The organism is uncultured Shimia sp. (assembly GCF_913054185.1).
In the GTDB taxonomy this organism is placed as follows: Bacteria; Pseudomonadota; Alphaproteobacteria; order Rhodobacterales; family Rhodobacteraceae; genus Shimia.
This window is the reverse complement of sequence record NZ_CAJXIV010000017.1, coordinates 1-18,528: the sequence shown is the minus strand read 5'-3', so window position 1 is coordinate 18,528 and position 18,528 is coordinate 1. Positions and strand designations below refer to the sequence as shown.

The 18,528-nt window shown below is 57.1% G+C and carries 19 protein-coding genes; 13 read left to right on the top strand and 6 right to left on the bottom strand.

Annotation, left to right across the window (positions count from 1 at the left end):
• Positions 1 to 137 precede the first annotated feature (137 nt).
• Complete coding sequence (locus QZ517_RS05825) at positions 138 to 878, top strand: YebC/PmpR family DNA-binding transcriptional regulator (protein WP_294223576.1); 741 nt, start codon at positions 138 to 140, stop codon at positions 876 to 878.
• A 151-nt stretch (positions 879 to 1,029) separates the two neighbouring features.
• On the top strand, positions 1,030 to 2,121 hold the full coding sequence (gene opgC, locus QZ517_RS05820) for an OpgC domain-containing protein (RefSeq protein ID WP_294223573.1): 1,092 nt from the start codon (positions 1,030 to 1,032) through the stop codon (positions 2,119 to 2,121).
• Here the strand turns inward: opgC and QZ517_RS05815 are convergent.
• Both QZ517_RS05815 and QZ517_RS05810 read right to left on the bottom strand, forming a co-directional pair.
• Positions 2,114 to 2,989, bottom strand: coding sequence for a LysR family transcriptional regulator ArgP (locus tag QZ517_RS05815; protein ID WP_294223571.1), 876 nt, complete (start codon positions 2,987 to 2,989; stop codon positions 2,114 to 2,116). The genes opgC and QZ517_RS05815 overlap by 8 nt on opposite strands.
• Positions 2,986 to 3,360: a hypothetical protein gene (locus tag QZ517_RS05810; protein WP_294223568.1), complete on the bottom strand. Its 375-nt coding sequence runs from the start codon at positions 3,358 to 3,360 to the stop codon at positions 2,986 to 2,988. The genes QZ517_RS05815 and QZ517_RS05810 overlap by 4 nt, the downstream gene beginning before the upstream one ends.
• 116 nt (positions 3,361 to 3,476) lie before the next feature.
• On the opposite strand from QZ517_RS05810, the gene QZ517_RS05805 reads away from it, so the two are divergent.
• The 7 genes from QZ517_RS05805 (at position 3,477) to QZ517_RS05775 (ending at position 10,008) form a co-directional block, all read left to right on the top strand.
• Positions 3,477 to 4,076 carry a LysE/ArgO family amino acid transporter gene (locus tag QZ517_RS05805; protein ID WP_294223662.1) on the top strand — a complete coding sequence of 200 codons (600 nt, stop codon included), beginning with the start codon at positions 3,477 to 3,479 and terminating at the stop codon, positions 4,074 to 4,076.
• Positions 4,077 to 4,093: 17 nt separating this feature from the next.
• Entirely contained in the window at positions 4,094 to 4,549 is a 456-nt protein-coding gene (locus tag QZ517_RS05800; RefSeq protein ID WP_294223566.1) for a hypothetical protein, read from the top strand.
• An 87-nt stretch (positions 4,550 to 4,636) separates the two neighbouring features.
• A complete protein-coding gene (locus QZ517_RS05795) occupies positions 4,637 to 5,581 on the top strand; it encodes a pirin family protein (protein ID WP_294223563.1) in 945 nt (314 codons plus the stop codon).
• A gap of 71 nt (positions 5,582 to 5,652) precedes the next feature.
• Positions 5,653 to 6,558, top strand: coding sequence for a DMT family transporter (locus tag QZ517_RS05790; RefSeq protein WP_294223559.1), 906 nt, complete (start codon positions 5,653 to 5,655; stop codon positions 6,556 to 6,558).
• A 57-nt stretch (positions 6,559 to 6,615) separates the two neighbouring features.
• Positions 6,616 to 7,698, top strand: a complete 1,083-nt coding sequence (locus tag QZ517_RS05785) for a DUF1036 domain-containing protein (protein ID WP_294223556.1) — start codon at positions 6,616 to 6,618, stop codon at positions 7,696 to 7,698.
• Between the two features lie 73 nt (positions 7,699 to 7,771).
• A complete protein-coding gene (gene betC, locus QZ517_RS05780) occupies positions 7,772 to 9,280 on the top strand; it encodes a choline-sulfatase (protein WP_294223552.1) in 1,509 nt (502 codons plus the stop codon).
• 71 nt (positions 9,281 to 9,351) lie between these two features.
• A complete protein-coding gene (locus QZ517_RS05775) occupies positions 9,352 to 10,008 on the top strand; it encodes a hypothetical protein (protein ID WP_294223550.1) in 657 nt (218 codons plus the stop codon).
• Between the two features lie 6 nt (positions 10,009 to 10,014).
• Here QZ517_RS05775 and betI read toward each other — a convergent pair whose 3' ends face one another.
• Positions 10,015 to 10,599 (bottom strand): transcriptional regulator BetI, encoded by a 585-nt coding sequence (gene betI, locus QZ517_RS05770; protein WP_294223547.1) that lies wholly within the window; start codon positions 10,597 to 10,599, stop codon positions 10,015 to 10,017.
• Between the two features lie 154 nt (positions 10,600 to 10,753).
• Between betI and betB the strand changes: the two genes are divergently transcribed.
• The 3 genes from betB (at position 10,754) to QZ517_RS05755 (ending at position 14,227) form a co-directional block, all read left to right on the top strand.
• Complete coding sequence (gene betB / locus QZ517_RS05765) at positions 10,754 to 12,205, top strand: betaine-aldehyde dehydrogenase (protein WP_294223543.1); 1,452 nt, start codon at positions 10,754 to 10,756, stop codon at positions 12,203 to 12,205.
• Positions 12,206 to 12,239: 34 nt separating this feature from the next.
• Positions 12,240 to 13,895: a choline dehydrogenase gene (gene betA, locus QZ517_RS05760; RefSeq protein ID WP_294223540.1), complete on the top strand. Its 1,656-nt coding sequence runs from the start codon at positions 12,240 to 12,242 to the stop codon at positions 13,893 to 13,895.
• 92 nt (positions 13,896 to 13,987) lie between these two features.
• Positions 13,988 to 14,227 carry a DUF465 domain-containing protein gene (locus QZ517_RS05755; RefSeq protein WP_294223537.1) on the top strand — a complete coding sequence of 80 codons (240 nt, stop codon included), beginning with the start codon at positions 13,988 to 13,990 and terminating at the stop codon, positions 14,225 to 14,227.
• Here QZ517_RS05755 and QZ517_RS05750 read toward each other — a convergent pair.
• From QZ517_RS05750 to QZ517_RS05740, 3 genes are all read right to left on the bottom strand, one after another.
• Entirely contained in the window at positions 14,209 to 15,021 is an 813-nt protein-coding gene (locus tag QZ517_RS05750) for an alpha/beta hydrolase (RefSeq protein ID WP_294223534.1), read from the bottom strand. The genes QZ517_RS05755 and QZ517_RS05750 overlap by 19 nt on opposite strands.
• A gap of 1 nt (position 15,022) precedes the next feature.
• Positions 15,023 to 16,423 (bottom strand): short-chain fatty acyl-CoA regulator family protein, encoded by a 1,401-nt coding sequence (locus QZ517_RS05745; RefSeq protein ID WP_294223529.1) that lies wholly within the window; start codon positions 16,421 to 16,423, stop codon positions 15,023 to 15,025.
• Between the two features lie 196 nt (positions 16,424 to 16,619).
• Positions 16,620 to 17,834, bottom strand: coding sequence for a multidrug effflux MFS transporter (locus QZ517_RS05740; RefSeq protein WP_294223527.1), 1,215 nt, complete (start codon positions 17,832 to 17,834; stop codon positions 16,620 to 16,622).
• 218 nt (positions 17,835 to 18,052) lie between these two features.
• Between QZ517_RS05740 and QZ517_RS05735 the strand changes: the two genes are divergently transcribed.
• A partial coding sequence (locus QZ517_RS05735; protein WP_294223526.1) for a carboxyl transferase domain-containing protein occupies positions 18,053 to 18,528 on the top strand: 476 nt, incomplete at its 3' end.

Here is an 18,528-nt window from a genome sequence, read left to right as displayed (position 1 = left end):
GCCTGTGCGCAAATTTTGTTGCACCGGAGTCAATCGCAGAGCCATGAGAAACGCAAGTCGCTTGCGGCCTTTGGCTGCCTTGACGTATAGAGAGCCCTGAAAAAGCGATACTGCCAATAGATAACCGGAGGCGAACCATGGCCGGCCACAGTAAATGGGCAAACATTCAGCACCGCAAAGGGCGTCAGGACGCCGCGCGCTCCAAGCTGTTTTCCAAACTTTCCAAGGAGATCACGGTTGCAGCCAAGATGGGCGACCCTGATCCAGAGAAAAACCCACGTCTTCGGATGGCGGTGAAGGAAGCCAAGAGCCAGTCCGTTCCTAAAGATGTAATTGATCGCGCGATCAAGAAATCGGTTGCAGGCGAAGGCGACGAATACGAAGAAATCCGCTATGAAGGCTATGGCCCCAGTGGCGTGGCTGTGATTGTCGAAACCATGACCGACAACCGCAACCGGACAGCCTCCACCGTGCGTTCCACTTTCACCAAGAGTGGCGGCAACTTGGGTGAGACCGGGTCAGTTGGCTTTATGTTTGACCGAAAAGGCGAAGTGACCTACGGCGCGGATGCCGGCGATGCGGACTCTGTCTTTGAGGCGGCAATTGAAGCCGGTGCTGAGGATGTCGAAAGCTCTGAAGAGGGTCACATCATCTGGTGCGAAGACACCGATTTGAACGACGTGTCCAACGCGTTGGAAGCGGCGTTGGGTGAATCTGTCAGCACCAAGCTGGTGTGGAAGCCCACCACCACAACCGAGCTGGACCTGGAAGGCATGCAGAAGTTGATGCGCCTGATTGATGCGCTGGAAGATGACGATGACGTGCAGCGCGTGACCGCCAACTTTGAAGCCTCGGATGAGGTGATGGAGCAGCTATAAGTCTCTCCCTTCATTGTAATTTTTGAAGCCCCGTCAGCGCCGCTGGCGGGGCTTTTGCTTGGGCCGGTTACCCATCCCATAGTTTTGCCGCAATTTTTTGGTAGTTTGACATTGGAACTATCAAAAAAGATTGGTTTGAGGGACTGAAGGCATGCGGTTTGACCTTCTGGACGGGGTGCGTGGACACCTGCTTTTTATGATGATGCTGGCGCATTTGGGGGCACAACCTGGCATGGGCTATCTTTATGATGTGCATCATGTGCGGATCATTCAGTTGTTGAGCGCTGAGTTTCTGGTGATTTTGTCGGGGCTGCTGGTCGGCATTTTGTATGTCATCAAGTTTCAGGAACGCCGGAAACTGGCGCGATTTCTCAATCAACGTATTCGCAAGATCTACGTCTATTATTTGATCTCAGCCGGGCCGTTTTTGATGTTCCTGGTGTTGGAAGGGGGCGGGTTAGGGCAGTTTGCTTTCGGCGTGGGCGAGGTCCTCCTCATTCAGAATGGCGGGGCCTATTCGGATATTTTGCCGATCTATGTTTACTGTTTTGCATTGTTGTTTGTGCTGAGTTTTGGGCTGGCCTACCTGCCGCAGATAACGTTGTTGATACCCTCAGCTCTGATCTATGTGGCGAGCCTGTTCAATTATGATGGTGGCGTGTTTGGTTGGGGCGGCAAGTTTCTGGTTTTTGACATCGCGGCCTGGCAGTTTCTGTTCTTCCTGTCGTATTTGGCCGGGTTGTATTTTCGCGAGATTGTTGACTGGGTGAATGACCTCAGTGAGACGGCGTTTGTGGCCCTTCTCGTTATTTGCGCCGGGTTTGCTTTGGGTCAGCGCTGGGCATTTTGGTACCCAGCTTTGGGCGAGATGCCGGACGGCGTTCCGGGCAATTGGTTTAGGATGCATCTACATCCGGTGCACATATTACGGACGTTTGCGGTGGCGGCATTTGTCACTGTTGTCATGATCCGCGCTGTGCCGTTGACGGCGTGGTTGACCAAAGTGTTTCGTTGGTACTTCTCGCTGCCGCTGCTGCGGTATTGCGGCATTTGGGCAATCCAGATGTTTGTAATCCACGTCTATGTAATTGCACTGTTTGCGTATCTGCTGCCGCAGTGGGGCGCGACAGCACGGTTTGGCTGGGCGGTGGCATTTCAAGCCGGGTACATGTTGATCCCGTATTTCATTCACTACGGTGTGGTGCGGCGGCGGCAAGTTTTGGCGGCGCGCAGCGCTAGTTAAGATGCGCGCGGGCCACTTGGCGCACCGCCTTGGTCAGTGGGTTGAGAGCCGGTGCCAAAAGGCGGCTCGATTGCCAAAATAGCGGCGTGTCGAAGGTGGTGTTTGGGATCAGAGGGACTAAGGCACCGGTTTGCAGGTGGGCGCGCACCAAAGGTTCCGGGTTCATGCCCCAACCGAGGCCAAGCAAGCAAGCTTCGACAAATCCGGTGGAAGACGGCAGGCGGTGGCTGGGTGGTGTGGGCGTGACGCCCAGGTTGGTTGCCATCCAGGTGTCTTGCAAGCGGTCCTTGGCATCAAAGATCAGGAGTGGGGCTGTTGCAATGGCCGCGGCGGTGACGCCATTTGGAAAGTGCTTGGCCATATAGGCTGGGCTGGCAGAAGGGACGTATCGGATTGGTCCGAGCGGGGTGCTGTCACAGCCTGCGATGGGGGCTTCATGCGCGGTGACGGCGGCGACCACTTCGCCACGCCGGAGCCAATCCGCCGAGAAGTCCTGATCATCCACCACCAGATCAAACAAAAGGTCAGGCACTTGCGCGGCGGCTTTCAGGAACCACGTGGCGAGGCTGTCGGCAGTGACCGCGATGCGCAGGCGCGCGGTGCGGGGGGAGAGTTTTGCAAGATCGCGGGAGAGTGCGCCTTCCAGCATCCCCACCTGATCGAGGTGGGCGGCGAGCCTGCGACCGGTTTCAGTGCCTTCGCAGGGCGTGCCGCGTAAGACCAAGGGCATGCCCACACGTTCTTCAAGTGTTTTTAGGCGTTGGGAGATGGCAGATTGGGTGACGCCAAGCTCTTGCGCAGCAGCCTCAAAGCTGCCGGTGCGCAAGATTGCGGCGAGGGCGGCGAGTTGGGCGTAGTCGAGGGTCATTGTAGCTTTGCTGCGGTGCCGTGGGTGGGGGTGAGCCGGTACTGCTGAGGGCTCAATGTCGAGCTGTCATGGGCCAGCGCCCAGTCTTTGGCTTCGGAGAGCGACAAGCCTAAGTTCACTGCCAATTTATCCGCGAGTGCATAAGCAGAGCGGGCTGGGTGCAGTTTTGTGAGCGTGTCGATGTGGCGCAAGCGGGCTTCGGGGAATTGGTCCAGGCAATGCTTCATGTCGTCTTGCGGCAGCTGGAAATGGAAGGCCAGTGCCTTGCGCAGGAAGAGTTCATCATGGCCAGCGGCCTCCAGGCGGCGGCAATAGGCTACGTTGCTTTCGCCTTTGGCGGGCGGTAGGAGTTTGTAGCTCGGAAGATTCATAAGTGCTCCTAATGTGCCGCCAATTCTTTTAATTTGAGTAATCCACTCGCGAGCCGTAGTCAAACCCAAGATAAACGACAGACAAAGGCGCGATAGGCATGGGTGAAACAGGTATTATGGGACCAGCATTGGCAGGGTTTGCATTGGGGTTCTCGCTGATCATGGCAATTGGGGCGCAAAACGCCTTTGTGCTGCGTCAGGGATTGCGGGGCGAATATGTGCTGCCGCTGGTGCTGACCTGTGCGATGAGTGACGCGCTGTTGATCACGCTGGGCGTCGCGGGGTTTGGGACGTTGATTGCCGCCAATGACTGGGCGCTGACCATCGTGCTTTATGCCGGAGCTGCGTTTTTGTTTGTTTATGGCGCCCTGAATTTTAAAACAGCCTTCGCCGGAGGCGGAAAGTTGGAAGACAAGGGGCGGACGGCGGGCAGCCTTGTAGCAGCTTTCACAACCTGCTTGTTGCTCACCTGGGCCAATCCACATGTGTACTTGGATACCGTGATCTTATTGGGAGGCATTTCGGCGCAATATGAACCGTCTTGGGCTTTTGGACTTGGCGCAGCAGTTGCGAGTTTTGCTTTCTTCTTTTGCCTTGGGTATGGAGCGCAGCTTTTGCGTCCGATGTTCACCAGCCCACGCGCTTGGCAGGTCTTGGATGGTTTGGTTGGCTTGACCATGTGGGGAATAGCGCTCAGTTTACTCTTGAAAATTTGAGCAACAAGAGATCACAGATGCAAAAAAGATTGTTGGCGGCAGCGGTGGCGGCGTTGATCCCAGCCGCTGCCTGGGCGGAGTGTTATCCTTTTGAAGTGCACGCTTCGATTGAGGAAAACCAATGGTCGGTCATCTGGCAAAATGATGAGCCATATGCGATCAGCGAGATGTACCAGAATGTGAAGCTGCCGCTTTATCCGCAGGCCCCTGTGACTCCGCAGCTTTTGTATTTCGACCGGCCCATAACAGATCGCCCCAATGTAGCCGTGCTGCGATACTATGCGGGCTCACCGGGTACATCAGTTCTGGTGCCGATTGTCGAACAGGTGGTGTTTGATCTCGCGGATGCAGGCAAGGAAGTGTTGCGGGGGGCGTATATTGAAAATTGCGACCGCGTGGATTGGGAATGGACGCAGGAGACTGTTGCGGTGGGAGATCCCGGGATGGGGTATCAAAAATCAACGCTCCCGTGAGTTTGCGCACATAAGGTGTGGGGTGGTGCCTGTTTTGTGCGCAGGGAGAATGCACATATCCTTCAGGAAGCAACCTAGGAGGACGCCATGAGTTGGAACCCGGCCTTAGAACCTACATTGCCCGATGCCACCGCGTTGGAGGCGATTGAGACAGTTATCGTCCCACGGTCGCGTGATCTTGGTGGATTTTCCGTACGGCGGGCTTTGCCTGCACCAAAGCGACAGATGGTGGGGCCATTCATTTTCTTTGATCAGGCAGGACCAGCGGAGTTTTTGACCGGGCAGGGCATTGATGTGCGTCCGCATCCTCATATCGGATTGGGCACGGTGACTTACCTGTATCGCGGTGAATTTGAGCATCGCGACAGTCTGGGCACACATCAGATGATCTACCCAGGTGAGGTGAACTGGATGGTGGCGGGTAATAGCGTGACCCATTCGGAGCGCACCTCGGAAGTGACTCGAAAAGCGCCTAGCTCGTTGTTTGGCATCCAGACTTGGATTGCTTTGCCAGACGCGCGTGAGGATGATCCGGCGGCGTTTGAGCACCACGGCAAAGAGGCGCTGCCGTACCTTGAGGGCGAAGGCAAAGAAGTGCGCCTGATCCTTGGGGATGCTTGGGGCGCGCAGGCGCCGGTTACCATGATGTCGGAGACGTTTTACGCCGATGTGGCGTTGCAGGCGGGGGCGAAGTTGCCGATGCCGGATAACCATGAGGATCGGGGGCTTTACGTTTTGGAAGGTGCCGTGGAGATCGCCGGGGATGTGTTTGAACCGGGGCGCATGGTGGTGTTTCGGCCTGGAGACGCGATCACAGTGACGGCGGGACCGCAGGGCGCACGGCTGATGGCGCTGGGCGGGGAAACCATGAACGGGCCGAGATACATCTCCTGGAATTTTGTCAGCTCCAGCAAGGAAAAGATCCAAGCCGCCAAAGCCGATTGGGCAGCGGGCGATTGGGCGCATGGGCGGTTTCAATTGCCGCCCGGGGATGATGAGGAATTCACTCCATTGCCCAAACGGATGGTATAACGCCGCGGCAAAGTTTTGCTTAACAGGTTTCCTATCTCGACACTGCTGTCCGGGCATGTGTATGTGGCGGCATGACGGATGAAGGTGCCACTTCCCCTCTAAAGGGCGTGTTTTGGATGTTGGTCACGGGGCTCTGCTTTGTGGCTGTGACGGCGCTTGTGAAACTGGTGGGCACGCGGCTTCCGGCATCAGAGACCGCGTTTTTGCGCTATGCGCTGGGCATTGTGTTCCTGATCCCAATGATCAAGCCGATATTGGATGCCAAGCTCACCAAACGACAGGTTGGCTTGTTTAGCCTGCGGGGCGTGTTGCACACGGGGGCAGTGGTGGCCTGGTTCTTTGCCATGGCGCGGATTCCAATCGCAGAAGTCACGGCGATTAATTACCTTTCACCTGTTTATGTCACTATCGGTGCCGCGTTGTTCCTAGGGGAAAAGATGGCGTTTCGCCGGATTGCGGCGGTGATTGTGGCTTTGATCGGGGTGGCGATCATTTTGCGCCCCGGGTTTCGAGAGCTGAGCCCCGGGCATTTTGCGATGCTGTTCACCGCGCTGGGCTTTGCCGGCGGCTATCTGATAGCCAAGCGGCTGAGTGAAGAGGTCAGCCCCATGGTGGTGGTGGGCATGTTGTCGGTCACGGTGACCATAGGGCTTGCGCCTTTGGCGCTGTCAGTTTGGGTGACGCCCACCTTGGAAGAATTGGTGATCCTGTTTGGTGTCGCTTGTTTTGCCACGGCGGGGCATTTCACAATGACATTGGCGTTTAAGGCGGCGCCAGTGACCGTGACACAGCCGGTGAGCTTCTTGCAAATGGTCTGGGCTGTGCTGCTTGGTTGGATTGGATTTGGCGAGCAGCCGGATGTCTGGGTCTTGGTGGGCGCGCTGATTATCATTGGTGCGATCAGCTTTATCACCTGGCGTGAAGCGGTGCTGACGCGGCGCCAGATCACGCCGCTGGAAGGGCAGACCAAGCTCTGAGATTTGCCACAACGCTGAAAGTGCGCCTATCCTGAAGGAAATCGGGGGGGGGACACGATGAGATCAACTTTCTGGATGGTGGCGCTGGCGGTGACGACGGCCCCCTTGACCGTTCAGGCGGAGCTGGAAATCTGCAATGAAGCCAATTTTTCGCAGAGCGTGGCCGTGGCTTATAAGGACGGCGATTCCTATCGCTCACGCGGGTGGTGGAACCTTGATCCGGGCCAGTGTGACACGCCCGTCACTGGGGAGCTGAAACGGCGCTACTACTATGTTTTTGCGACGGCAACTGGATATGAGTTTGATCCGGCGGAACGGTATAGTTTTTGTACGGAGCTGTCCGGTTTCTCGATTGTTGGAGACGAAGATTGTGAGGCGCGTGGCTATGACAAGTCGATGTTTGCCAAAATCGATACGGGTAAGACCGCCAAAGACTATAGGCTGAATATCAAGGCGGGGATTTTCACGGCGCTTGATTCCGGGAGTTCGGGTGGTTCGGCGGCGACCCCACCGGCAGAGATTGTTTATACAACTGAGTCCGAGGCGCGGCGGATTTTGCCGCTGTATCTGCCGATGGAAAACTCTGGATTTTTTGGCGAACCGTTTTCACAGGTCGGCGTTTTTCAGGGCTGCGCGTATGAGTACGAAGATGCGTTTTGCAGCTTTCACGCGGAGGGTTGGAAATACTACGTCAACTACGGCAATGGCACCGAGGACGCGCTGTTAGATGCGTTGGAGTTCCTACCGGTGGGCACTCCGGTGGCCTTTGGCGGCGACATGATCAGTTATGGCGACGTCACGGTGGACACGGTGATCCGGGAGGTGAGTTATTTTCCGGAGTTGGACCCCTATCAGCACATTCGCGAAGCAATGATGGGGATGTGGCGCGATATGACGGACCCGACCGCGCAAATTTTGATTGAGGGCGCGGAATGGACGGACATGTATAATGGCGAGCCAGCGGCAACGTATTTTTTGCAGATTGCGTCGGGCTGTGATGCTGGGCCAGGTGGGCCGGTGTTGTTGCAGACCAATCCGGAGGATCGAGAGCCATATTGTTACATGATCGACAGTGTCACGGATGATGAGATGGTGTTGTTTTACTACGGCAATCCGCAGCCGTTCGTTTATCGGCGATGATTTGTCGCGAAACGTCTTGAGCGGGATGCCTTGCCCTCCATAGGGTGAGGCAAACAGCCCAAGGAGTGCCGCCATGTCCCGTCCCAATATCCTGATTTTTATGGTGGATCAGCTCAATGGGACGTTGTTTCCGGATGGGCCGGCGGAGTGGCTGCACGCACCCAACCTGAAAAAACTGGCGGCACGGTCGACGCGGTTTCAAAGCGCCTATACTGCCAGTCCGCTTTGCGCGCCGGGGCGGGCGGCGTTTATGTCGGGGCAGTTGCCGAGCGGCACTGGGATTTACGACAATGCGGCGGAGTTTGCTTCCTCCATTCCGACCTACGCGCACCATCTGCGCCGGGCCGGCTATCAAACCTGCCTGTCTGGTAAGATGCATTTTGTCGGACCGGACCAACTACATGGCTTTGAGGAGAGGCTGACCACCGACATTTATCCGCCAGATTTTGGTTGGACGCCGGATTACCGCAAGCCGGGGGAGCGGATAGAGTGGTGGTACCATAATATGGGCAGCGTCACCGGTGCCGGTGTGGCTGAGATTTCCAACCAGATGGAGTATGACGACGAGGTTGCCTATCACGCCACCCGCAAGGTTTATGATCTGGCGCGGGGGCAGGACAACCGTCCGTGGTGCCTGACCGTCAGCTTCACCCATCCCCATGACCCTTACGTGGCGCGCAAAAAGTATTGGGACCTCTATGAGGATTGCGACCATCTGCTACCGGAGGTGGGGGCCATTCCTTATGAAGATCAAGACGCGCATTCCAAACGCATTTTTGACGCCAACGATTGGCGCAGCTTTGACATCACCGAAGAGGACATCCGTCGCTCGCGTCGAGCCTATTTTGCCAACATCAGCTATTTGGATGACAAGATTGGTGAGGTGATGGAGGCGTTAGAGGCCACACGGCAGGAGGCGATTATCGTCTTTGTCAGCGACCATGGTGATATGCTGGGCGAACGCGGGCTGTGGTTCAAGATGAGCTTTTATGAAGGTTCCAGCCGCGTGCCGATGATGGTCGCGGCTCCGAATATGGAACCCGGGTTGGTGACCACTGCGGTGAGCAACATCGATGTCTGTCCAACGCTTTGTGAACTGGCGGGCGTGAGCATGGAAGAGGTCATGCCCTGGACCACAGGCGAGAGCCTGGTGCATCTCGGCCAAGGCGGAGAGCGCGACACGCCGGTGATGATGGAATATGCGGCAGAAGCCTCTTATGCGCCGATGGTGTCGCTGCGCTATGGCAGGTGGAAGTACAATCGCTGTGCGCTCGACCCGGATCAACTATTTGATCTGGAGGCCGATCCTCATGAGCTGACCAACCTGGCGGAGGAACCGGCGCATCGGGGCACGCTGCAGAGCTTGCGGGCCAAGTCCGAAGCGCAGTGGGATCTGGCGGCCTTTGATGCGGCAGTACGGCAAAGTCAGGCGCGGCGCTGGGTGGTCTATGAGGCGTTGCGAGAAGGAGGACATTTTCCATGGGATTATCAACCTCTGCAAAAGGCCTCGGAGCGCTACATGCGCAATCACATGGACCTGAATGTGGTTGAGGAAAACCAGCGGTTTCCGCGTGGGGAGTAGAACGCACATGAGGGAGTAGATTGTTAAGGCTTGTGCCCCTAGGCTGCGCCAAATGCGAAGGGGATAGGTCTATGACGTTGAAAACACTGATGTTGGCTGGGGTCGCGATGGCCATGGCGAGCATAGCGCAGGCGCAGATGTTCATTGATAGCGGTGTGGAGAGCGGCACCTACGGTGAGCCGCTGGAAGATGTGGCGATGCTGCAGGGCTGTGTGTTCGAGCAGGAAGTGCCAAGTTGCGAGCTGACCAGTAACGGGTTCACCTATTGGGTGAGTTGGAATGAATCCACGCCGAGCTACATCGTGGAGGCGATGGGCACGCTTTATGTGAATGCGCCGCTGTGGCTGCGGGCTGACATTGTTGAGATGGGGGACATGTCGGCACAGGTGACAGTACTTGCGATGCGCCATGATCCAGCTCTGGATCCTTTTGCGGAGATCCGCGCCAATCTGCAGGGGCAATGGGTCTTTGCGGCGGACCCCGCGTATACCTCGAGCGTTTGGGGGGATCGGGTGACCGAGGAGATCAATGGGGACTACTCGTCAGAGTACACACTGCAATTGGCCGATAGCTGTGAGAAATCAAACGGTCAGGGGCCGGTGATGATTGCCCACATCAATCCATGGGATGAGCCGCCTTGTATGATCATTGAAGCGGTGACAGCTGAAAAGATGATCATGCAATTGGCCGGGGGCGATGGCACGTTGTTCAAATACGTGCGTCCGTAGTCGGTATTAGCTTTCAGATTTGAGCATGAGGTCCGCCACTTCGCGGGCCTCTTTGCGTGCTTGGGCCGGGTCCAGCGGTGCGTCCGATTGCGCGGCCTCGAGCCAAACCCCGTCCATGTAACATTGCAACGCCTCACGCAGGGTTTCGCGGCGATCGTCGGCAACCAGTGCGCGCAGCTCGGCGCGGAAGTGAGCTGTTACACGAGATCGGTTGATGCGGTGTAAGCGTTGCAGACTCTCCGCATAAGGCGCGTTGGCCCAAAACTGTATCCAAATCGAGCACTGCTCATTGGTGAACAATCGGTCCGAGAAGTTGGCATCAAGCACCGCCATCAGCCGGTCATGCGGTGTTTTTGCAGTGGCGTATCGCTCCAGCATGGCTTGTTTCAACAAGGTCAGCAGGCGGCGCATGGTCGCCTCCATCAGCTTTTCCTTTGACCCGAAATAATAGTTGATCGAGGCAGCTGATGCTCCGGCTTCGGCTGCAATTTCTGCCATAGTGACAACGGCATAGCCCCGTTTGTGCACCGCCGTAATGGTGGCGTTGATCAACTCTTCATGTCGGATATCGCGGATACGTGTTCGGCCCATGACGCCACTTTAGCGAGATCGCCCGGAGGGGCAATGTTGTTGTCTCAATAAAATTTTTAAATGGTCATTTAAAAAAATGACTCATGATGTTAGTTTGTCTGCCAGATTGAGAATCCGCAGCCCCTTTGGGAGGGGCGTAGAAAAGGAACGCGCGATGCAGCTGCAACCGACGGCCAGCCATTTCATCAACGGGGCTTACGTGGAGGACACGGCGGGCGCACCAATTGAGATCATCTATCCGGCCACAGGCGAGGTGATTGGCAAGGTGCATGCAGCAACGCCAGCGATCATCGATCAGGCGCTTGAAAGCGCAAAGGCAGGTCAAAAGATCTGGGCGGCGATGACCGGTCGGGAGCGTGGGCGCATCCTGAGCCGTGCAGCGGCGATGATCATGGAGCGCAATCACGAGCTCTCGGTTCTGGAAACCTATGACACCGGTAAGCCTTACCAAGAGACCATCGCGGTAGACGCCACCTCTGGTGCGGATGCGTTGGAGTATTTTGGCGGCCTTGCGGGCAGCCTAACCGGTGAGCACATACCACTGGGCGAAGATTGGGTCTATACGGTACGTGAACCGCTGGGTGTCTGTGTTGGCATTGGCGCGTGGAACTACCCTACACAGATTGCTTGCTGGAAAGGTGCGCCTGCTTTGGCGTGTGGCAATGCGATGGTGTTCAAGCCGTCGGAAACCACGCCAATGTGCGCCTTGAAAGTTGCTGAAATCCTACATGAAGCGGGCGTGCCAGCGGGCGTCTACAACGTTATCCAAGGTATGGGTGAAGTTGGCGCAGCGCTGGTCAATGATCCGCGTGTGGACAAAGTCAGCCTGACCGGCTCGGTCCCTACCGGCAAGAAGGTCTACGCGGCAGCAGCGAGCCACATGAAGCATGTGACCATGGAGCTGGGCGGGAAATCTCCGCTGATCATCTTTGATGATGCGGATGTGGAGAACGCCGTGGGTGGTGCCATTCTGGGCAATTTCTATAGCTCCGGACAGGTGTGTTCCAACGGCACGCGGGTGTTTGTGCAGAAGGGGATCAAGGAAAAATTCCTGGCCCGTTTGGCAGAGCGCCTGCGCACAGCTGTGATTGGGGATCCGCTCGACGAGGCGACGAGCTTTGGTCCGATGGTCAGCGCACGTCAGATGGATATCGTGCTGGGCTACATGGCCAAAGGACAAGAAGAAGGCGCGCGGCTGGTTTATGGTGGCAAGCGTTTGGAACGCGACGGGTTTTATCTGGAGCCAACTGTGTTTGCCGATGTGACCGATGACATGACCATCGCGCGAGAAGAGATTTTTGGCCCCGTGATGTCCGTGCTGGATTTTGACACCGAAGAAGAGGTGATTGCGCGGGCCAATGACTCCGAATATGGCTTGTCCGCTGGTGTGTTTACGTCCGATTTGTCTCGCGGACACCGTGTGATTGGCCAGTTGGAAGCGGGCAGCTGTTTCATCAACTCATACAACGATGCGCCGGTGGAAGCGCCGTTTGGCGGGGTGAAAAATTCCGGTGTCGGGCGTGAAAACTCCAAAGAAGCGATCAACCACTACAGCCAGGTGAAGTCGGTCTACGTGCGTATGGGTGACGTGGAAGCGCCCTACTAATCCTCTCTTTGGTGGCTCTGTCAGGAAGAACAAGATGCAGGCAGATTATGTGATTGTGGGTGCGGGCTCCGCTGGATGCGCATTGGCGTACCGGTTGAGCGAGGCGGGCAAATCCGTGCTGGTGATTGAGCATGGCGGCACCGATGCGGGGCCGTTTATTCAGATGCCGGCGGCGCTGAGCTACCCGATGAACATGAGCCTCTATGATTGGGGCTATAAAACCCAACCAGAACCGCATCTGGGTGGTCGTACGTTGGTGTGCCCCCGTGGCAAGGTGATTGGTGGGTCCAGTTCAATCAACGGTATGGTCTATGTACGGGGGCATGCGGGCGATTATGATCATTGGGCTGAGAGCGGCGCGGATGGTTGGGCCTATGCGGACGTTCTGCCGTATTTCAAACGCATGGAGAATTGGCACGAGAGTGGGCAGGGTGGGGACGCGGAATGGCGCGGCTCTGACGGGCCCCTGCACATCAGTCGGGGCCCACGGAACAATCCGCTACACGGAGCCTTTGTCGAGGCAGGACGACAGGCGGGTTATCCGGTGACGGACGACTACAATGGGCAGCAACAAGAGGGCTTTGGCCCGATGGATATGACCGTCTACAAAGGTCAGCGCTGGTCGGCAGCCAATGCCTATCTGAAACCTGCGTTACAGCGTGAAAACTGTGACATTGTGCGTGGATTGGCACGCAGGGTGGTGATGGAAAACGGACGGGCTGCGGGGGTCGAAATTGAACGTGGCGGTCAAGTTCAGGTGATCCGCGCCAATGCCGAGGTGATCCTGGCGGCATCTTCGTTAAACTCGCCAAAGCTGTTGATGTTGTCGGGCATAGGGCCGGCGGCACATCTGGCGGAACATGGCATTGAGGTGGTCGCAGACCGCGCCGGCGTGGGGCAGAATTTGCAAGACCATCTAGAGGTCTACATGCAGATGGCCTGCAAGCAACCGATCACACTCTACAAATATTGGAACTTGATCAGCAAGGGGCTAATAGGGGCGCAGTGGCTGTTTACCAAAGCTGGTCTTGGTGCCTCTAACCAGTTTGAAACGGCTGGGTTTATTCGATCGCGCGCCGGGATATCCTATCCGGATATTCAGTATCACTTTCTGCCCATAGCTGTGCGCTATGATGGTCAGGCAGCGGCAGAAGGACATGGCTTTCAGGCGCATGTCGGGCCGATGCGCTCACCTTCGCGCGGCGCGGTCACGTTAGCGTCGTCTGATCCGAAAGCTGCGCCAAACATCTTTTTCAACTACATGTCGTCCGAGCAGGACTGGGAAGATTTCCGCGCTTGTATTCGCCTGACACGGGAGATTTTTGCGCAGGAGGCGATGCAGCCGTTTGTGAAGAGTGAGATCCAGCCCGGAGCAGACATGCAAACGGATGATGAGATCGACAGCTTCATTCGCGAACATGCAGAGAGCGCCTATCATCCATGTGGCACCTGCAAGATGGGCAGCGTGGATGACCCGTCGGCGGTGGTGGACAGTGAGTGCCGGGTGATTGGTGTGGACGGCCTGCGCGTGGCAGACAGCTCGATCTTTCCGCGGATCACAAATGGCAACCTGAATGGGCCGTCGATCATGACCGGCGAAAAGGCTTCGGATCACATTCTGGGGCGGCGGCTGGCGTCGTCCAATGCGGAGCCTTGGGTGCATCCGGCCTGGGAAAAGGCGCAGCGTTGATGGGTGTTTTTGAGGGTGACTTGATCCGCGTCAAAGTGACGGTGACTGTGCGGGGCTAAGGTGTGTGCGACTTAGAAAAAAGGAGCGAACACATGTCCAATACCCCACACGAGCTGGCTGCGGAATTCCCTGAATTTGTTGAGAAAATGCATGAGCTGAAAGTCAGCGACAAGCATTTTGAAAAACTGGCGGATGACTACCACGAGTTGAACCGCAAAGTGCACGCGGCGGAAACCAATGTGGCCCCACGTGAGGAGCTTTCCGAAGTTGATTTGCGCAAGCGTCGCGGCGCGCTGAAAGATGAGATCTACGCTTATCTCAAGGCAAACTGATTGATGTAGCTGGTCAATTTTGGCCAGGTGTCGGTGCGCCATAGACCGGTGTGACCGGCGCCAGGTGCCTCGACAAATTCTTTCTGAATAGATGGGGCGGCAGTGAAAATCTGGCGCCCCATGTCTATCGGGATGAGCTCGTCTTTGGTGCCGTGCAGGATCAAAAGGGGCAAGGTGACCCTCCTGGCTCGAAACAGGCTGTCCCATTGATTTGACAGATGTTTTGTGAAGCCACCGTTGCCTGGATAGTGGTGTGCGGCCATGGCCTTGAGGGACGTGTAGGGTGCTTCCAGAAGGATAGCGTCGGGCGTGATGCCTGCCTCAATCACGCCCAAGGTTACGGCGGCGCCGATGCTTTCACCATAGACCACCACGGGGGCCTTCATGGGGCGCACGATGCTGTCGTAGATTGCCACTGTGTCGCCGATGATGGCGGCCTCTTGTGGGGTGCCTGTGCTGCCGGAATAGCCGCGATAGGCGGGGGCAACGAGGCCGTAGCCGCGCTGCAAAAGCAGGTCAAAGCGGGAGGCGCGGTTGGCGAGGTTTCCTGCGTTTCCATGCAGATAGAAGATCACCGGCTTGCCGGGAGCTGGTGGTGCCGTCCAGACAATCAGGGCTTGGCCGTCGTGATGGAAAACCTCTTCGGTCACGGTTGGGAGATCGGCGTCGGCAGGGGAGACGCGCGTGTCGTCCAGCGGGTAGATCATCAACCGTTCCAGCAGCGGCGCGGCGACCACCAGCATAAAGGCAAAAACCACGCTGAAGGCGCAGAGTCGGAACAGGAATTGTGCCAACCTAACCCACATCGTAAGGCAACACGCCACGCGCGTTTTCATTGATGGTCAAGCGGCGTTCCAGTGGCGGCACAGACCGTTGATGGCAGTGCGTGCGTTCGCAGATCCGGCAAGAAATGCCAATGGGTTCAAAGGCCTGTGGATTGTCGAGTTCCATGTGGTCAGCATAGACCAGCGCGTCGGCGTGGCGGATTTCACAGCCCAAAGCGATGGCGTAGCGGCGCACTGGCGCACCGAAGTGGCCACCAGACTTGGAGACGTCACGGGCCAAAGAGATGTAACGTACGCCGTCCGGGGTTTCAGCCAGTTGCCGCAGGAAGCGGCCGGGTGTTTCAAAAGCCCGGTGCACGTTCCAGAGCGGACATGCGCCGCCAAAACGGGCAAATTGCAAGCGTGTGGCGGAGTGGCGTTTGGTGATGGTGCCAGCCTGGTCAACGCGCACAAAGAAGAACGGAATCCCTTTGTTGCCGGGGCGTTGCAGGGTGGAGAGACGATGCGCCACTTGTTCGATAGAAGCGCCAAAGCGGTTGGACAGGAGTTCCAGATCGTGGCGGGTGTCTCGGGCGGTTTCCAGGAAAGTGCTGTACGGCATAAGAGCGGCACCGGCGTAGTAGTTGGCAAGGCCGATTTTTGCGATGGAGCGGGCGGCGTCGGACTGGAAGCGGGCGAAGTCCAAAGTGGCCTCTAGGAGTTGGCCGTTTTGCAGCAAGGCAATCTGCAGAAGGAGTTGAAATGTTTGGGTTTCTGGCTGGGCGTAGCGGGAGATTTGCAGGCGCTTATGTTCGGCGTCGTAGTGGCGTAGCTGGTCGATGTCGGTGAAGGCAACGGAGATGCCCGTTTCTTTCAGGGATGCGAGGGCTGCGGCACGGATTCCGCCGTGTTCAACAGCGCCTTGGGCGAAGCGTTCGGCAGCGTGGTCGACGGCGTCTATGTAGTTGTCACAATAGTGAAAAAAGTCCCTGACCTCATCCCAAGGGCTGGCTTGCATGTGCACGTCTTGGCGGCCCAAGGCTTCGTCAAGAGAGGCTAGACGTTCGTGGGTTTGGCGGTAGGCGCGGTGCAGTTCCAGAAAGGCGCGCGCCAAGGCGGGTGCGTTGGAGGCGGTGAGGCGTAAATCTGCTAGGGGTGCGGAGGTTTCGGCGAGGACCGGATCAGCCAGGGCTTCGCGCATGTCAGAGACCAGGCGTTCACTGTCTCCGGTGCTTAACTCTGTGACATCTAAGCCAAATTCCTGTGCGAGCGCGAGGACAACCGTGGTGGAGACCGGGCGGTTGTTGTTCTCCATCTGGTTCAGATAGGGCAGGGAAACCCCAAGTTTTTGGGCAAAGTCTTTCTGCGTCAGGGTGAGGCGTGTGCGGATTTCGCGCAGTTTGGCGCCTGCGTAGAGCTTTTGCGTGGGCATGGAATCCTCCCGGCTTGCATAGCTGCAAAGATAGCTTTGCAAAGTCATGGACGCCAGAGGGCAAAGCGGGCTGCGGCGTTTGGTCGTTAACCGGTGTTTTAAGGGGCAATTTTGACGTCGGTATTACGTCTGTATCGCGGCTGTTTTGCGGAGGTCGGGATTTGTGTCGCGCAGAGGTTAACTGCGCAACACAAAATCAGACGCCGATGTACTTCTCGCGACGCACAACCATAACGATGGAAGTCACGCCCAGCACAGACGTGGCAAGCATAAGCCACAGGAGTGGGAAGGCGCCGGTTTCTGGGGTGAGCAGGGCACCCGCAAGGGCAGACAGCGCCGCGCCGCCGCCAATCATGATCGCGCCGGACAAGCCGGAAGCGGTGCCTGCGAGGTGGGGGCGCACAGACAGCGCGCCTGCGGTGGCGTTGGGGATGGCGAGGCCATTGCCGATGCCGACAAAGGTCATAAAGCCAAAGAAGATTTCAGCGGAGCCAAAGCCCATGGCAAAGATTGACAGGGAGGCAGCGACGCCAAGACCGCAAATGGTGCAGCCCATTGTGACCATTCGGTTGATGCCAACGCGGGCGGAGTAGCGGCCCGAAAGGAAGTTGCCAATGAAGTAGCCAACGGCGGGGGCGCCAAAGTAGATGCCCATCTGCGCCGCATTCATGCCAAACAGCTCGGTGGCCACAAAAGGTGCGCCGCCCAGGTAGGCAAAGAAGGCGCCAGAAGTGAAGCAATTGGCCAGAGAGTAGCCCCAGAAGCGCGGGCTGGTCAGGAGTTCAGGATACTCGCGGAACTGTTGGCCCAGTGTCAGGCCGCTGCTGGATTTGGTTTCGCCGAGATCGCGGTATGTCAGCCAGAAGATGGCAACGCCGGTGGCAAACAAGAGCCAGAAGCTGGCTTGCCATCCAAAGGCGCTGTCAAGCAGGCCGCCAAGGGCAGGGCCAAGCATAGGCACCACGGTCATGCCCATGGTGACGTAGCCAATCATCGAGGCGGCCTCGTCCGCGGAAACCATATCGCGCACCACGGCGCGGGACAGCACCATGGCCACAACCACGGCGGCTTGGAGCATGCGGAAGGTCAGGAAGATGGCGGCGTTGGTGGCGTAGATACAGCCGAGAGTTGCCACCAGAAAGATTGCGAGGCCTGCCAGGATCACTGGGCGGCGGCCGAATTTGTCACTGATCGGGCCAACCACAATTTGCAGCACCGCGTTCACGCCGAGGTAAACCGCAATGGAGAGTTGCATCACGCCATAGTCGGTGTCGAAATATTCGGTCATCGACGGCAAGCTGGGCAGGAAGATGTTCATGCACAACGCAGAGACCCCGGCCAGCAGGATCAATGTAAAGATGTTTGGCGGTGAGGTTCGGTCCAGAAATTGACCGCGGGCTAGACTGCTCATGTCCTAAGAGGTAGGAGCGCGACCCCGGAATGTCCATGGATGAATTTCAATTGTGAAGTATTTGCAGATTTGCAATTTGCTTCACTTTACTTGTTGAGGGTTTGCAAATTTGCGGGAAAATCCTTTTGCGGGTGCAGCAACGCGCGTATGCTCCTTCGCAAAGCTTTTGGGGGCAGTGTGTTTAGCGCCTGTCCAAATCGACGAATGAGGGCCCCGCCATGAAAGACATTCTGCAACAGTTGGAAGAACGCCGTGAAGTTGCCCGTTTGGGTGGTGGTCAGCGCCGCATCGACAGTCAGCACGCCAAAGGAAAGTTGACCGCACGAGAGCGCATCGAACTGCTGTTGGATGAGGACAGCTTTGAAGAGTTTGACATGTTCAAAACCCATCGCTGCACCGAATTTGGCATGGAAGAACAGCGGCCTGCGGGTGACGGGGTGATCACCGGTTGGGGCACGATCAATGGCCGTATGGTCTATGTGTTCTCCCAAGACTTCACGGTGTTTGGCGGCTCTTTGTCGGAAACCCATGCGCAGAAAATCTGCAAAATTCAGGACATGGCGATTCAGAACGGTGCGCCGATAATTGGCCTGAACGATTCCGGCGGGGCGCGCATTCAGGAAGGCGTCGACTCGCTGGCTGGGTATGCCGAAGTGTTCCAACGCAACATTATGGCGTCCGGTGTGGTGCCGCA

Bases quoted from the DNA above. Each gene is read 5' to 3' on its own strand.
- QZ517_RS05825 (WP_294223576.1), top strand. From the start codon at position 138: ATGGCCGGCCACAGTAAATGGGCAAACATTCAGCACCGCAAAGGGCGT.
- opgC (WP_294223573.1), top strand. From the start codon at position 1,030: ATGCGGTTTGACCTTCTGGACGGGGTGCGTGGACACCTGCTTTTTATG.
- QZ517_RS05815 (WP_294223571.1), bottom strand. From the start codon at position 2,989: ATGACCCTCGACTACGCCCAACTCGCCGCCCTCGCCGCAATCTTGCGC.
- QZ517_RS05810 (WP_294223568.1), bottom strand. From the start codon at position 3,360: ATGAATCTTCCGAGCTACAAACTCCTACCGCCCGCCAAAGGCGAAAGC.
- QZ517_RS05805 (WP_294223662.1), top strand. From the start codon at position 3,477: ATGGGACCAGCATTGGCAGGGTTTGCATTGGGGTTCTCGCTGATCATG.
- QZ517_RS05800 (WP_294223566.1), top strand. From the start codon at position 4,094: ATGCAAAAAAGATTGTTGGCGGCAGCGGTGGCGGCGTTGATCCCAGCC.
- QZ517_RS05795 (WP_294223563.1), top strand. From the start codon at position 4,637: ATGAGTTGGAACCCGGCCTTAGAACCTACATTGCCCGATGCCACCGCG.
- QZ517_RS05790 (WP_294223559.1), top strand. From the start codon at position 5,653: ATGACGGATGAAGGTGCCACTTCCCCTCTAAAGGGCGTGTTTTGGATG.
- QZ517_RS05785 (WP_294223556.1), top strand. From the start codon at position 6,616: ATGAGATCAACTTTCTGGATGGTGGCGCTGGCGGTGACGACGGCCCCC.
- betC (WP_294223552.1), top strand. From the start codon at position 7,772: ATGTCCCGTCCCAATATCCTGATTTTTATGGTGGATCAGCTCAATGGG.
- QZ517_RS05775 (WP_294223550.1), top strand. From the start codon at position 9,352: ATGACGTTGAAAACACTGATGTTGGCTGGGGTCGCGATGGCCATGGCG.
- betI (WP_294223547.1), bottom strand. From the start codon at position 10,599: ATGGGCCGAACACGTATCCGCGATATCCGACATGAAGAGTTGATCAAC.
- betB (WP_294223543.1), top strand. From the start codon at position 10,754: ATGCAGCTGCAACCGACGGCCAGCCATTTCATCAACGGGGCTTACGTG.
- betA (WP_294223540.1), top strand. From the start codon at position 12,240: ATGCAGGCAGATTATGTGATTGTGGGTGCGGGCTCCGCTGGATGCGCA.
- QZ517_RS05755 (WP_294223537.1), top strand. From the start codon at position 13,988: ATGTCCAATACCCCACACGAGCTGGCTGCGGAATTCCCTGAATTTGTT.
- QZ517_RS05745 (WP_294223529.1), bottom strand. From the start codon at position 16,423: ATGCCCACGCAAAAGCTCTACGCAGGCGCCAAACTGCGCGAAATCCGC.
- QZ517_RS05740 (WP_294223527.1), bottom strand. From the start codon at position 17,834: ATGAGCAGTCTAGCCCGCGGTCAATTTCTGGACCGAACCTCACCGCCA.